Genomic DNA, 12,751 nt, shown 5'->3' with positions numbered 1-12,751 from the left:
ATGTGTGGTCGGGGGAAAGACCGGGACGGGATAAGCTCAGAACGGATCGTTATCAATCGACAGGGAGGGCACATGGCGCCGGATACGGTGAGCCTGCGGTACTTTCTGGTGCTGGCGCAGGAGTTGAACTTCACCCGCGCGGCCGCACGGATCGGCATCGCGCAGCCCGCACTCAGTGCCCGGATGCGCCGATTGGAGGCGGAACTCGGTACGAGCCTGCTGGTTCGTAACACGCGAAGCGTCGTATTGACCACGGCCGGTGCGGCTTTGGCGGAGTCCGCGCCGCCCGCGCTGGCGGCGCTGGACCGGGCATGGGACACCGCCCGGAATGCGGGGGCCGGTGAACTGGGCACGCTGCGCATCGGATACAGCCTCAGCGCGGGGGCCGAGACGGCACCGGCCCTGGTGGACAGGCTCATTCGCAGCAGCCCGGGACTCGAGGTCGGCGCGGTCCCGATGGCGACACCGGAGATCTCCCCCGCGGTCGCCGACGGCCGCATCGATGCGGGGATCACCCGCGGTGAACAGCCGGGTCGTGGCGTGCGCCGGTTCCTGCTGCGGCGCATGCGCGTCGGGGTCCAACTGGCACAGCATCATCCGCTGGCCGAACATCCGGAGATCGAGATCGCCGATGCGGCCGCGTATCCGCTGCGACTCCCCGACCGTACGGCCAACCCCGTGATCCATGATCAGCTGTCCGCACTGTTCCGCGGCACCCGGCCGAACCCCCGATTCCATACGCCCGCAGTCTCTTTCGACATGTCTCAGCGCGACCTACGCGACGGGCTCACCCTCGCCCCGGCCGGTGAAGCCGCGGTCACGACAACACCGGCCGGTCTCACGTGGCGACCGCTGCAGGGCGCACCCACCTTGACGATCCACCTGGTCCTCCCTCGCATGCAGTCACCACTACACCGCCGCATCCGTACCGTCGCCAAAACCCTGGCACACGAGCTGCACTGGCTGCCGGACTGACGCGCAGCAAGTCACGCGAGACGGACGTCGGCGGCGGCAAGGCCGACCCGCACCACCAGGGCCAGGGCTTGCGCCGACGGCGTGGGCGGCGCCGCCCGGAACTGCTCGAGCGACGGCCGCCCGGCGTCATCGATGGTGAAGTCGGCCAGGTCCAAGACGTTGCCCGGCTAGCCAATCAGAGTGCCGGGCAACGCGCGTCGGAGATCCGCGAGCTCGACCAGACGAGCCGCCGCTACTTCTTCGATCACGCCTAAACGACGGCCGATGGTCCGGCACTGCGCCCACGACAGGTACTCGTTCCGCACCGATCAGGTCGATCCCCGGTCGTGCTGCCGGTTCCGGTGCCGCCCACCGCTTCGGTCTCAGGGCCGCAGTCGTCGGGCAGCAGTCGCGCCAGCGCTCCCGGATCGAGTGGCCGTGTGGTTGCGAATTCAGATGCGCCTTACATCGCCTGGCACGTCAATGCGATGTCCATGGTCGGCGTCGCGGCGTAGTCGGTCGTTTTCGGTGTGCAGGTCGGCATTGGCGTCTTCGAGGTCGAGGATGCGCGCGATGCCGGCGAGGTTTACTCCCGTCCCGGTCAGCGCGACGATACGGTGCAGCCGGACGAGGTCGTCGCTGCTGTAGCGGCGGGTGCCGCCGTCGCTGCGGGCGGGGGTGATCAGTCCGTGACGCTCGTAGAGCCGCAGCGTCTGCACTCCGATCCCGGCCAGATCCGCGGTGACCGAGATCGAGTACACCGCCTGCCCCGGATCAGGCAGATGCGATCCCGAGAGTGGCTCCTGCTGCATCCTCGTCCTCATCTCTGCATTACTTACAGGTTTTCTATTCTAGGTGCTTGCACTCATCTGTCGAGAGTGCTAAAACAAATCTATGTCAGATGACAGAGGTTATCTGATCCGACCTAGAAAGAATGGAGTGTGTTGGAGGTGGCGACCATGCTGATGCGTACCGATCCGTTCCGTGATCTGGACCGTCTCACGCAGCAGGTGTTCGGCACGGCGGCCCGTCCCGCGGTAATGCCGATGGACGCCTGGCGCGATGGCGATGAGTTTGTGGTCGAATTCGATCTGCCTGGCATCGATCCGAAGTCCCTGGATCTGGATATCGAGCGCAACGTGGTGACCGTGCGAGCATCCCGCCCGGAGCTGGATCAGGGCCGGTCGATGATTGCCGCGGAACGTTCCCGCGGCGTGTTCAGCCGCCAGTTGTTCCTGGGCGAGGGCCTGGACACCGACCACATCCGCGCCGACTACACCGATGGTGTGCTGCGCCTGGCGATCCCGGTCGCGGAGAAAGCAAAGCCCCGCAAGATCGAAATCGAACACAGCGATCACAGCAGGCAGCAGGCCATCAACGCCTGACCCACTCGTCCCGGCGCTTCTCCCAGGAGGCAGCGTCATGACCACGAATACCGCTGGCGTAGGTCCGTTCGACACCCTCGATGCGCAGCTGCTGATCCTCGATCCCGACGTAGAGCCGTTGTTCGCCGAGGTGGAACAGATCCTGTGCGAAGCCCGCACAGCGCTGCTGGTCCGCCCGGGTACGCCAACGCCGGTACCCGGGCAGCGGGCACCAGCGAGGGCCGTCGCGTCGGCGAACCTCGCCCAGATGACCGGGCGCCGGCCCGCGACAGGGCGAGCCACTCAGCGCGGGCCTCCGCAGCGCTGGGACGGCTCTGGCGCGATCCGCACAGCAGAATCAACCAATCGAAGCGAGGTGATGCCCGTATCCGAAACAGCGGAATGAACAGCGGTGGCGGCGATGCCCATCAACCTCCCGCGTTCGCGAACCCGGCCTATCCGGGTTTCTACGCACCGCCACACATGTGGCACCAGCGGGGCACCTGACCGCCATCGCGGAATCTGTCGAATGTCACGTCGCTCTTCCTTGCCGCGGGGTGGGCCGGAACCAGCATCCGGACCCACCCCGCCCCTCTTCCCCATCGCAGCTGCCGACTGGAGCGGCCAGGACGAATTGGAGGCTGCCATGACCACTATTCCCACTCGCGACGACGCCGACTACGCGGAGCAACTCACCCTCGCCCACGAAACCGACCGCGAAACCTGCTGGGACACTTGGACAGTGAACCCGCCGGTCGAACGAATCCGCACCGCCTTCGATGGCGTCGACACCACCGATCGCCACGAACAATCCCTGATGACCCCGCTACCCGATGACGACTACCCCTTCGCCTACTGACACCACCGTCCCGGCCGTAGCGCACACTGGTTGGCGCCACGGCGTGGTGGCCTGGTTCAACGCCGAAAAAGGGTTCGGATTCATCGAACCCGACGACCGCAGCGGCCCGGTCTTCGTCGAATACTCCAGCATCGAAACGTCGGGCTACAAGACCCTGACCAGCGGCCAACCGGTCGTATTCACCACCAATAATCACCCCCGAGGTCCCGAAACCGACCGCGTGCGCCCCTACACACGCACCGCGTCGACACCGACACGCCGCAGCCGATGCCCGACCTTCGCTCGCGCCCGATGAATCGGAGGGCATCAGTGCCATGTGCTGGTCCTGCCCGCCAGCCTGGCCGTTGCGGGCTCATCCGGCCTTTCCGGAAGCTTTCCCTGCAAGACGATCTTCGAGTAAGGACGTTGCCCATGACCATGCGCCCGACCGGCACCGGTCTCGATCACGCCGATCAGGACACCCTCGCAGACGCCGACAACAGCGAGACCAACCGGATCGGTCAACCGGATGTGTATTGGCCCGATCCCAGCCCGCTGCAGCGGTGGTGGAACCAGGTCATGGAAGGTTCTGCGATACCCCGACCGCGCATCGCCGCGTCCTCGGCGCGTTTGTGTGTTGGCTGACTTCAGCGCTGGCAGTCTCCACAAACCGCCGCAAGACCTCACCCGTAGCCTTGGCCCTCGTCTTAGCCATGCTGCGCCGCTGACCCAGCGACACCCGCACACGAACGAAACAATGCTCCCGCGCCCAGCGACGCCATCGCGCCGGCTGATCGCTGCGCGGGCAATCAGCTGACTGTTCCCGTTCACCCCAAGCATCGGGAATGAATCCGTACGCGCTCGGCATGTCCGAGGGCGGTCGCATCACGTCGCGAGGCTCGCATGGCGTCGCCCCCGTTTCATCCGGGCATCGACGGGTAGGCGGCGCACAGGAGGTGAGGTATCCATGGTTCACCACACGCGGCACCGACCGGACACCGAAACACGTCCGACTGCGAGACCAGTCGCCGATGCGACCACGCGGTCGACGCACCGTGTGCATGCCGAAACGCGGCGATTTCGCTTGCCGGATCGGCCCACTGGAGCAGATCGGAGCCCGCGATGACCGAAGACCTCCCCAATACTCCGGAATCCAGCCACGAAGACTTTGAACGAGCGGGACCGGGACTGGATCAGCGCATTTCCGGGCTCAGCGACAGAGCTGATATCCCGGCCAGCGCGGCGACCGCGAGCCACGAGCCCGTGCGCGGCCCGCAGCACCGCGGGATTGTGACCGGACACCTGGTGAACGATGTCGCGCACGACGACTCGACTCGCGCAGGACGGCCGGTCGAGAACCCGACGCCGTCGGTATCGGAACCACTCCAGGACCTAGGCAAGCAGGTCGCGGATTCGGCACGTAGGAACCGCGTGCCCGTCGCGGCGATAGCCGCCGGTTCCGCCGCCGTGTTCACCTGGACCATCCTGCGGCGCAGGCGAACACGATGACGCCGCATCCCAGCTGCTGACCTGTGCACGGCCCGACAAAGTAGGGGTTTCGACCATGAAAGCGAGCGTGTGGCACGGCGTGGGCGGTATCCGTCTGGGCGAGGTCGCCCACCCGAAAATCGAAGAACGCACCGATGCCCTCGTCAAGATCACGACCTCGGCGACATGCGGAACCGACCGGCATTCGGTGCGCGGCTCGTCACGGTCGTCGCCGTGGTGGCGACCGGATGGTGATCAGCATCGGCAGGTGGACCGGCGCTTCGCAGTGCGTGGAAAGGAATGATGGTCATGGGATTTCCCGAACAGCAACAGAAACCTCCAGGGCGCCAGGACCAGATGACGCCGGTGCCCGATTGCGGTGAGCGCAGCTACCGCGGGTCCGGCCGGTTGACCGGTAAGGCGGCGGTGATCACCGGCGGTGACAGCGGTATCGGGCGGGCCGTCGCGATCGCCTACGCCCGCGAGGGCGCCGACGTGCTGATCTCGTATCTGGATGAACACGACGACGCCAAACAGGTCGCCGAACTGATCGAACAGGCCGGTCAGCGGTGTGTGCTCGTCAGTGGGGATCTGTCCGAGCCAGCCCACTGCCGATCCGTCATCGATCGCGCCGTGGGCGAATTCGGCAAGATCGACATCCTGGTCAGCAACGCCGCCTACCAGATGACCCATCACACGCTCGCCGAAATCACCGACGAGGAATGGGATTACACCTTCCGGCTCAATGTCGGTGCGTATTTCCACCTCGTGCGCGCGGCACTGCCACACATGCCGCCGGGATCATCGATCATCGGAAGTTCGTCGGTCAATTCCGATATGCCCAACCCGACACTGGCGCCGTACGCGGCGACCAAGGCGGCCATCGCGAACCTCTCCGCGAGCCTCGCGCAATTGTTGGGCGAGAAGGGAATTCGGGTCAACAGCGTGGCGCCCGGCCCGATCTGGACACCATTGATCCCGTCGACAATGCCCGCCGAGAAGGTCGCCAACTTCGGCGAGAACACCCCACTGGGCCGTGCCGGACAACCAGTCGAACTCGCCAGCTCCTATGTGCTACTCGCCTCCGACGAAGGCAGCTACATCTCCGGCGCTCGACTGGCCGTCACCGGCGGCAGACCGATCCTGTGAACAAGCCGTTCAATGCGCCACCGCACCGAAACCGCGGACAAACCCCGCGAATGACATCAGCCAGCGGTGACCACGGCCACGCGGCGGTGACGGTCCGCGGATCGGTCTGAATTGCTCGTGCTCACGCCGGGTAGGGATCGTCTTGGACCAGACGCGCCAGGTGAACCGCGTTGCGGGCCAGCGTGCCAGTCGTGGTCGCGACGACCTCGGGGATGGTATCGAGGTCTCGGAAGTCGGTGCTGCCCATGGCTTCTCCGTGCCAGTAGGTACAGCCCCGGGGGATGGTGAAGCCGATGTCGTCCCCCTGGAACAGGTCGGCGATGACCTTGTGTGCGCCGTCCTCGTTGCCGACTACCGCGGCGACGGCGACCTTTGCCGAACATGGCGGGACGGGCCCTCGAAGTCGGTATTCGACAGCTCGGCGTCCAATCGTTCGAGCACCCCCTGGGCGACCGATGACATGTGCCCCAGCCACGTCGGGCTGGCCAGGACGAGGATATCGGCGGCCGCGACATGTTCTCGCAGCACGGGCCATTGATCACCCGACCCTCATCCGCGGTGACGCCGGGGCGGACGTCGAAATCCACCACCCGCAGCATATTTCCCGTGACCTGATGCTCGGCGAGCTGGTCGAGAACTCGGCGGGCAATGATCTCGCTACTCGACGGCCTCGGCTCTTTCTTCAGAGTGCATACCAACGCGACTGCGGTCGACACGGACATGGTCGCCCGCCTCCCTATGAAAAAGTTTGTGCGAAAACAGCTTCGGCGGATGTGTTCGTCCTACGCCGATTCGCGGTTCTCGAGTCCGACCGCGTCGATGAGTTCGGTGCGGTGATCGCCGAGTTCGGGGTAGTCGGTGCTGAGTTCGTTCATGAGGTCGGCGAGTGCGTCGGAGATGGCGTTCAGTTTCTGTTGGAGGGCTTCCTCGGAGCGGGATTGGGTGTTCTGCAGCAGTGCGACCAAGAGGAAGGTCACGATGGTGGTCGCGGTGTTGATTGCCAGTAGGCGGACGTCATGTGACGAGTTGGTGGCGGGGAAGCCGTTGATGACGATGTCGAGACAATCAGAAAAGCCGCGCCGCTTGTGCGACACCCAGAACACGTAATCGATGGCGCAGTAGTGAAAGCAGACGATGGGATCGAAAGCGGCGGTGTCGTTCCGCCCATGTCGCCGTTGGTGTCGGCGATCGGGAGGCGTCCGTCGCCAGCAGGTCAAAGCACCGGCTTGGCGCTCTGAGCCATCGGGCGTACGCATCCGTACGAATGCCCATCTGACACAGGCGCTAATTTCGTTCAACATGCCTCAGCAATCAGATCTTTATTTAGTGCGCTGCGCACTATTCTGATCCCATCTGCCCTATCGGATGATCCCTGCCTGGGTTGAGCCAACAACCCACAGCTTTCCAATCAGCAGAAGTCATTCCGGCACGTGCGCCCTCCTGGGTGCAGGAGGAGGTGTGCAGACGTTGACACAGCTCCATTGTCGATAGCAACTCTGACCCGCGTAGACGGCAATGAATGTAATCCATTAGGTGAACCGGTTTCATCTGGTCAGGCTCCCGAGTGCGGATGCGCAAAGGTTGTCGATATTGCGGGCCTTTGACGTCGAGCCAGGGAAACTATGGTTAGGGCCCGTTTCGAGGTCCACGTCATTGTGGACCGTCATCGGCGTCGTTGCCGGACGGCGGGGTGTCGAGCACCCACACCTGAAACGGGCGGTCGGGAAGGACTGGATCGGCGTGCAGTTCTGATCGGTATGTCGCGGGCGCGACATGATCAATGCACCGAGGTGAGGCCGAATGCAGCGGCAAGGCTGCAGGTGCTAGTTCGTTGTGCCAGGCGAACGAGTCCCGGAGCGGGCAGCGCTGAAACATACTCTGATATCTGCGGCGGAATCAGCGGGGTTGCTGACTAGATATTCAGCTCCGTTTTGCTGAGAGCCCTGGGTTTTCCAGCTGCGTCGCGTTGAACCATATTGTGGTGGTCTTTTGTTGACAGCCCGATAAGCATGCAGCAGTGGGAGCGGGGTTTCACGATCACGTCCATCGCCACTGTCGACACCGTGGTTGCGGCGGAATGAGTTTGGTCCAGAAGTCGTGGCGCACAGCGTCCCACAACTTGTTCATTTCCGGAAGGAGTTCTCGTGCTTGTGCGAGATCCGGAAAGTCCTCGGGGCCGAAGGATACGATCGGCGTGGCGCCGGACGCCTCGTGGACGGCGATGATGGAGATCAGGTGGTCCTGAAACAGCCGCCATGTCGCGCGCATTCCTTCGACTTCGGTTCGTCGCAAATCATCCATGTTTGTTTCCAACTCGTCGACTTCGTTCCAGAGCGTTTCGACCGCTGTCAATGTCGACCTCCTGCTGATCGACTGGAGTAATTCCGCATCCGCTCGACCGCACTCCGATCACCTGCGGTAAGTGTGGGCAACCAACGCCGAACGCAGGTGCCACAACCCACTCGCCTGGGTGGGATCGAACCCTGTGAGCTGACCGATCCGCTTGAGCCGGTAGTCCACGGTGTTGGTGTGTACGTGCAGTAGCCGCGCAGTGCGCTGGCGGTTCAGGTTGTGCGCGATATGGACCTGCAGGGTCTCCAGCAGTTCCGGATACTCGTCCAGTGGATCGAGCAGCGACCCGAGATGTTCGCGGGCGGGGCCGGGGCGAGTGAGCTGGTATTCCAGAGCCAGATCGTCGAAGTGATACAGGCCAGGCACCGACCCCAGCCGGGTGACCATGTCGAGTAGTTCGTGGGCTTGATCCGCGGCGGTGGGCACGGTGTCGGTGGGGGCGGTGACCGCGGTGGCGGTGATGTGCACGCGGGCCGCCCGCGAAAGATGCGCGATCAGTTCCTTCAGGGTGCCCTTGGTGATGTGATCGGCGGGGATGAGCAGAGTGCCGCCATCGACCGAAAGCAGGGACAGCACGGTGTCGTCGCAGCGGGTGGCCAGTTCCGCCTGCACGCGCCGGAGTTTGCGGCGGGCAACGACTTTCGCGTCCAGCATCGGGTTGGACTCGTCCGGGTGAGACGGAATGGCAAGGGCTATTACGCGATAGCGGTCGGAGATATCGATGCCGCACTCGCGGGCCATGGTGGAGGTGGGGTGTCCCCCGAGCAACGCCGAGGTGAGCGTGTGCACCGCGGTGTGGTGCTCCGACACGACCGCGCGCAGTTCGCGCACATAGGCCACCGAAACCGTCGTGGTCATGGTGTCGAGCATTTCGACAACGAGTTTGGCGGCGTCGAGGATACTTTGGTAGTCGGCCAAGCTGACGGTGAGCATCGGCTCGGTGTCGGCTGAGCCGGAGGTACGCTGCTCGGCCAAGGCGGTGGACATCACCAGGTCGAAGCCGATCTTGAAGCCCTCGTGGATAGCGTGGTGAATGGTCCCAATCGGCACGCCTTCGCGAGCCCATTGGGCCGCGGCATCCTCTAGCTGCCCGGTCTTCTCCGGAATGTTGCTGCCGTCCAACATGCTGACTGCCAGTTCCAAGCACACGCGGGTGATGATGGTGATGTCGCCATGGATCGCGTCACCAGGCAAGGTGCCGCAGGGGGCGACGGTTTCGACGAAATGCCCGACCATCTGCCGGGACAAGGCCCGCACGTCTTTCAACGGCAACGACATGAGCCGGCCGGATACAGTAAGTCCTTGCCGTCCGGCGAAGGTGACAGACATGGTCGAACTTCCTTCCATCCCCGTTAACTGCACTATTGCACCAGCGTAACCAGAACAAGGTTCGAGAGAACGGTTTACTCCGAGTAACGTGATATCTCGGCAAGAGCGGTCAGCAAGCGATAGTGATAGTTCACAATGGCGGTCGCTGAATGCGATCAATCGAAGGTTCGTTTCGCTAATCAAGGTCCAGCTGGTCTGCTGCTTTGCATATCGATAGGTCGATCGAGCCTGCGCCACCCAGCTCGTCCAGGACGGCGTTGTGTAATGCCGCCAGAGTTCGGCCTCGGTCCACACGCTGAACCGGCGGCGCGCCATCGGCACGGCGACCCCGAACAAGGGGCGGCAGCATCCGCCACCTGGTCAGCAGCGGCACTCCCTTCCTAATTAATGACCGCGCTGCTCGCAGCGACCGGATCGACCAGGGCGGTCTCTATCTTCGGTATGATCACGGCGCTGTGCACGTCCGCAGATGGGTGCTCGGATACGGTTGCACCCAAGCAGTCCGCGACGGCCGGCGAGAGCGCCTGCGTCGCCGTGCAACTTTGACCGATCCCGACAGGAACGGCGATGTCCTAGGACATCGCCGTTTGCCGCTTGGCGGCTTCTCAGCAGTGGCCACTCTGTCGCTCTGGAACGCCGGGCTAAGCGAATTGTCAACTGCCAAGGAGATTCCCGGAAACACCACCGATGGGGCGTCACTCTGCTAAAAGTTGTAAACATTCGCGTACCTCACTCATACGCGTGCGTACCCCACTCCACGTCCATGATTGGATCAGAGACTTCATGACGACAAACACCTCTGCTGGGGCGGCCTCCGCCGTCGCTATCACAGCCCTGATCGTTGGCACCGCAGTCGGATTCCCCAGCGTGTCCTACGCCGACAACGCACCCGACTCGCCAGGGGTGATCACGGTGAATACGACCGCGGACGAGACTGCGGCCGACCCTCGAAGTGGGCTGTGCCGCACGGCTTCTGGCACCTGCACCCTGCGCGCCGCGGTGCAAACGGCCAATGACCGTCCAGGAAGCACGATCGTGGTGCCGGCCGGACGGTACGTCTTGACGATTCCGCCCGACCGGCTGAAGGTGCAGGGCCGCAACCCTGATGCGACCACAGGTGACCTGAACCTCACGGCGCCGACGGTGCTGCGCGGCGCCGGCCGCGATCGGACAGTGCTGGACGCCAACGGGATCGACAGAGTGCTCAGCACTGCTGCGCCCGTGACTTTGACGGGATTGACCGTGACCGGCGGAGTCACCGCCCAACACGAGATCCCGTTCTACGACACCGGCGGGGGCGGCATAGCCAATTCGTCGAACCTCGTACTCGACGACGTCGTGGTCCGGGGTAACAGCGCCGGGTACGGTGGCGGCATCTTCAACGTGCCGGGGTCGGACTTGCAGACGAAGAATACGACTATCACCGGCAATACCTCCGGCGAGGCGGGCGGTGTGCGGTGCGACAACACCTGCACCTTCACTGACTCCACCATCTCCGAGAACCGGGTGGTCAATCCCGGAGAGTGGTACCGCCCTGGTGGATTCGCCGGTCGCGGCGGCGGTGTTGATGTCCGGGGCCGGGGCGTGGTGACTTTCGATCACGCCATAATCACCGGAAACACCGCCCCCGACGGCGGCAGCGGCATCAACGTGGCGCCGGCCTACCTCGACACTCTCCCGCACCAGGTGACGGATCGGGTCGACGCTCCATTGGGCGCCGTCATCTTGCGGAACTCCACTATCACGGCGAACCCTCCGGCCAGCTGCACGAAGGTATTCGCGCGGATCGTCTCCGAAGGCGGCAACACCAGCGACGATGATTCCTGCGACCTCACCGCCGCAGGCGACAGAGTCCTGTCCTAGTCGGCAGGAATCACCAGCCCGAGCAGCGCATGGTGGATGTACATCACACTGTCCTCGAGCTCGAGCAGATCACCTCCGGCACGGAGGGTTCGGCGCACGGCCTCGTTGGTCGCATCGGTCACCGCCAGATAGGCGTAATCGGGGACCGATTGATCGACGGGGCCTGCCGTTTCGCGCCACGATCGGATGAATCCGGCAAACCAGCGTTGACAGCGTTCGAACGACTCGATCGCGCGCGGGCCGGCCACGGCCGTCTCGAGATAGAACGAGCGGGCGAACGATGGTTCGTCACGCAACAGGGTGAGATACTCCCGAATACCGCGCCGGAGAGCCCCGAGAGGCTGCACCGGTTCGGACAATACCTGCGCCATCACGTGCTCGAGATGATCGATCATCAGATCGCGACCCGTCTCGGCCGCGGCGAGGAAGCACGCTTCCTTGTCCAGGAAATGCTGGTAGAACGTCCGCCGCGAAACCTTCGCTGCCGCAGCGATATCCGCGACTGTCGCATTGAGGTAGCCACGGTCCGCCACGACGACCGTCACCCCGAACAACAGCCGCTGACGCTGCGATCCCGTCACCAGATCACGAGCAAGACCGTGCGGCCCGTGCGGCAAGGTCGTCAGTATCGGTTCCAGCAACTTCCTACGTCCCACCCACACCTTCATATCAGGTGCGCCCACCGGCCCCGCACGAACTCCGCCAGCCGGATATTCAATCTCGGCTGGAAACTGGCCGCACAGATCCACGGCTGGGCGCCGGAAACATTGCTGGACGCCTACCAGACCGAAGGTCATCCGGTCGCCGAGGACGTACTGGATAACACCCGCGCCCAGATGGAACTGCTGTCCACCGGACCGGGCCCGCAGGCTGCTCACCGAATTGATGGACTTCGACGAGGTCAACCGCGACATCGACCTGAAACAGGGCGGCCTCTACGACCGACTACCTTGGGGCCGCGGCCTGGTGCTCGACCGCACCGAAGATCTGACCGTCGCGGACTGGTCGGACCGAGTAGCCTCATCGCCGATCCCTCTGCGGCACTGGATGTTCCGGCCATCCTGCTACGCCCCGACGGCCACGTCGCGAGGATCGGCCAGCACCAGTAGTACCTGACGTCCACCTCTCCCGCTGGTTCGGCAAGCCCACCAACTGATTTCGCGAAGCCGCCGGCGTGATCAGCAGTGCGGAAAGCGTTGTGTGCCAGCCGAATCTATTTAACAAACCCATCCGCGGAATCCGGGGCCGTCGGCGTCGCCCTGAATCTCGAAAACGACCGCATCATTGGCCATTTCACCCCTCGACGAACGACACCAGGGCGCGTCGGGAGTATCGCGCAGCGGGGGCATCGCCGCGATACTCGACGAGGCATCCGGTACCGTGCCGACCACCGTGTGCGTCCCAGCGGTCACCG

General features: G+C 64.0%; 15 protein-coding genes and 4 pseudogenes. 12 read left to right on the top strand and 7 right to left on the bottom strand.

What is annotated here, in order from left to right; all coding sequences use genetic code 11:
• The first annotated feature begins 72 nt into the window (after positions 1–72).
• Positions 73–975: a LysR family transcriptional regulator gene (locus ACQPYR_RS20830; protein WP_433634655.1), complete on the top strand. Its 903-nt coding sequence runs from the start codon at positions 73–75 to the stop codon at positions 973–975.
• 11 nt (positions 976–986) lie between these two features.
• On the opposite strand, the gene ACQPYR_RS20825 is transcribed toward ACQPYR_RS20830, so the two are convergent.
• Both ACQPYR_RS20825 and ACQPYR_RS20820 read right to left on the bottom strand, forming a co-directional pair.
• Positions 987–1,130 carry a hypothetical protein gene (locus ACQPYR_RS20825; RefSeq protein WP_433634653.1) on the bottom strand — a complete coding sequence of 48 codons (144 nt, stop codon included), beginning with the start codon at positions 1,128–1,130 and terminating at the stop codon, positions 987–989.
• A 276-nt stretch (positions 1,131–1,406) separates the two neighbouring features.
• Positions 1,407–1,766, bottom strand: a complete 360-nt coding sequence (locus tag ACQPYR_RS20820) for a MerR family transcriptional regulator (RefSeq protein WP_433634651.1) — start codon at positions 1,764–1,766, stop codon at positions 1,407–1,409.
• Between the two features lie 147 nt (positions 1,767–1,913).
• Here ACQPYR_RS20820 and ACQPYR_RS20815 point away from each other — a divergent pair, with 147 nt between their 5' ends.
• The 8 genes and pseudogenes from ACQPYR_RS20815 (at position 1,914) to ACQPYR_RS20780 (ending at position 5,793) form a co-directional block, all read left to right on the top strand.
• The gene (locus ACQPYR_RS20815) at positions 1,914–2,339 is read left to right on the top strand and encodes an Hsp20/alpha crystallin family protein (protein WP_433634649.1); all 426 of its coding nucleotides are present in this window, start codon (positions 1,914–1,916) and stop codon (positions 2,337–2,339) included.
• Positions 2,340–2,376: 37 nt separating this feature from the next.
• The gene (locus tag ACQPYR_RS20810; protein ID WP_433634647.1) at positions 2,377–2,724 is read left to right on the top strand and encodes a hypothetical protein; all 348 of its coding nucleotides are present in this window, start codon (positions 2,377–2,379) and stop codon (positions 2,722–2,724) included.
• A 240-nt stretch (positions 2,725–2,964) separates the two neighbouring features.
• Positions 2,965–3,177, top strand: a complete 213-nt coding sequence (locus tag ACQPYR_RS20805; protein ID WP_433634645.1) for a hypothetical protein — start codon at positions 2,965–2,967, stop codon at positions 3,175–3,177.
• A 43-nt stretch (positions 3,178–3,220) separates the two neighbouring features.
• A pseudogene (locus ACQPYR_RS20800) lies at positions 3,221–3,403 on the top strand (cold-shock protein); the annotation flags it as partial.
• 185 nt (positions 3,404–3,588) lie between these two features.
• Positions 3,589–3,801 (top strand): hypothetical protein, encoded by a 213-nt coding sequence (locus ACQPYR_RS20795; protein ID WP_433634643.1) that lies wholly within the window; start codon positions 3,589–3,591, stop codon positions 3,799–3,801.
• 477 nt (positions 3,802–4,278) lie between these two features.
• Entirely contained in the window at positions 4,279–4,665 is a 387-nt protein-coding gene (locus ACQPYR_RS20790; protein ID WP_433634641.1) for a hypothetical protein, read from the top strand.
• Positions 4,666–4,720: 55 nt separating this feature from the next.
• Positions 4,721–4,948, top strand: a complete 228-nt coding sequence (locus tag ACQPYR_RS20785; protein WP_433634639.1) for a hypothetical protein — start codon at positions 4,721–4,723, stop codon at positions 4,946–4,948.
• Positions 4,949–4,953: 5 nt separating this feature from the next.
• Complete coding sequence (locus tag ACQPYR_RS20780; RefSeq protein WP_433634637.1) at positions 4,954–5,793, top strand: SDR family oxidoreductase; 840 nt, start codon at positions 4,954–4,956, stop codon at positions 5,791–5,793.
• 121 nt (positions 5,794–5,914) lie between these two features.
• On the opposite strand, the pseudogene ACQPYR_RS20775 reads toward ACQPYR_RS20780, so the two are convergent.
• From ACQPYR_RS20775 to ACQPYR_RS20760, 4 genes and pseudogenes are all read right to left on the bottom strand, one after another.
• Positions 5,915–6,515: pseudogene (locus ACQPYR_RS20775) on the bottom strand (flavodoxin family protein).
• A 60-nt stretch (positions 6,516–6,575) separates the two neighbouring features.
• Positions 6,576–6,809: pseudogene (locus tag ACQPYR_RS20770) on the bottom strand (low affinity iron permease family protein); the annotation flags it as partial.
• Positions 6,810–7,830: 1,021 nt separating this feature from the next.
• Entirely contained in the window at positions 7,831–8,145 is a 315-nt protein-coding gene (locus tag ACQPYR_RS20765) for a hypothetical protein (protein WP_433634635.1), read from the bottom strand.
• Between the two features lie 57 nt (positions 8,146–8,202).
• Positions 8,203–9,474: a PucR family transcriptional regulator gene (locus ACQPYR_RS20760; protein ID WP_433634633.1), complete on the bottom strand. Its 1,272-nt coding sequence runs from the start codon at positions 9,472–9,474 to the stop codon at positions 8,203–8,205.
• A gap of 783 nt (positions 9,475–10,257) precedes the next feature.
• On the opposite strand from ACQPYR_RS20760, the gene ACQPYR_RS20755 reads away from it, so the two are divergent.
• On the top strand, positions 10,258–11,337 hold the full coding sequence (locus ACQPYR_RS20755; RefSeq protein WP_433634631.1) for a CSLREA domain-containing protein: 1,080 nt from the start codon (positions 10,258–10,260) through the stop codon (positions 11,335–11,337).
• Here ACQPYR_RS20755 and ACQPYR_RS20750 read toward each other — a convergent pair.
• Positions 11,334–11,870 (bottom strand): TetR/AcrR family transcriptional regulator, encoded by a 537-nt coding sequence (locus ACQPYR_RS20750; RefSeq protein ID WP_433634629.1) that lies wholly within the window; start codon positions 11,868–11,870, stop codon positions 11,334–11,336. The genes ACQPYR_RS20755 and ACQPYR_RS20750 overlap by 4 nt on opposite strands.
• On the opposite strand from ACQPYR_RS20750, the pseudogene ACQPYR_RS20745 reads away from it, so the two are divergent.
• Both ACQPYR_RS20745 and ACQPYR_RS20740 read left to right on the top strand, forming a co-directional pair.
• A pseudogene (locus ACQPYR_RS20745) lies at positions 11,787–12,107 on the top strand (hypothetical protein); the annotation flags it as partial. The gene ACQPYR_RS20750 and the pseudogene ACQPYR_RS20745 overlap by 84 nt on opposite strands.
• Positions 12,108–12,222: 115 nt before the next feature.
• Positions 12,223–12,453 (top strand): hypothetical protein, encoded by a 231-nt coding sequence (locus tag ACQPYR_RS20740; RefSeq protein ID WP_433635451.1) that lies wholly within the window; start codon positions 12,223–12,225, stop codon positions 12,451–12,453.
• Positions 12,454–12,751 lie beyond the last annotated feature (298 nt).

It is taken from the genome of Nocardia sp. CA-120079 (assembly GCF_050955745.1).
In the GTDB taxonomy this organism is placed as follows: domain Bacteria; phylum Actinomycetota; class Actinomycetes; order Mycobacteriales; family Mycobacteriaceae; genus Nocardia.
The sequence above is the reverse complement of the archived record's forward strand: the minus strand, read 5'-3'. Positions and strand labels throughout refer to the sequence as shown.

Coding starts and splice junctions, on each gene's coding strand:
- ACQPYR_RS20830 (WP_433634655.1), top strand. CDS start 73: ATGGCGCCGGATACGGTGAGCCTGCGGTACTTTCTGGTGCTGGCGCAG.
- ACQPYR_RS20820 (WP_433634651.1), bottom strand. CDS start 1,766: ATGCAGCAGGAGCCACTCTCGGGATCGCATCTGCCTGATCCGGGGCAG.
- ACQPYR_RS20815 (WP_433634649.1), top strand. CDS start 1,914: ATGCTGATGCGTACCGATCCGTTCCGTGATCTGGACCGTCTCACGCAG.
- ACQPYR_RS20810 (WP_433634647.1), top strand. CDS start 2,377: ATGACCACGAATACCGCTGGCGTAGGTCCGTTCGACACCCTCGATGCG.
- ACQPYR_RS20805 (WP_433634645.1), top strand. CDS start 2,965: ATGACCACTATTCCCACTCGCGACGACGCCGACTACGCGGAGCAACTC.
- ACQPYR_RS20795 (WP_433634643.1), top strand. CDS start 3,589: ATGACCATGCGCCCGACCGGCACCGGTCTCGATCACGCCGATCAGGAC.
- ACQPYR_RS20790 (WP_433634641.1), top strand. CDS start 4,279: ATGACCGAAGACCTCCCCAATACTCCGGAATCCAGCCACGAAGACTTT.
- ACQPYR_RS20785 (WP_433634639.1), top strand. CDS start 4,721: ATGAAAGCGAGCGTGTGGCACGGCGTGGGCGGTATCCGTCTGGGCGAG.
- ACQPYR_RS20780 (WP_433634637.1), top strand. CDS start 4,954: ATGGGATTTCCCGAACAGCAACAGAAACCTCCAGGGCGCCAGGACCAG.
- ACQPYR_RS20760 (WP_433634633.1), bottom strand. CDS start 9,474: ATGTCTGTCACCTTCGCCGGACGGCAAGGACTTACTGTATCCGGCCGG.
- ACQPYR_RS20755 (WP_433634631.1), top strand. CDS start 10,258: ATGACGACAAACACCTCTGCTGGGGCGGCCTCCGCCGTCGCTATCACA.
- ACQPYR_RS20740 (WP_433635451.1), top strand. CDS start 12,223: ATGGACTTCGACGAGGTCAACCGCGACATCGACCTGAAACAGGGCGGC.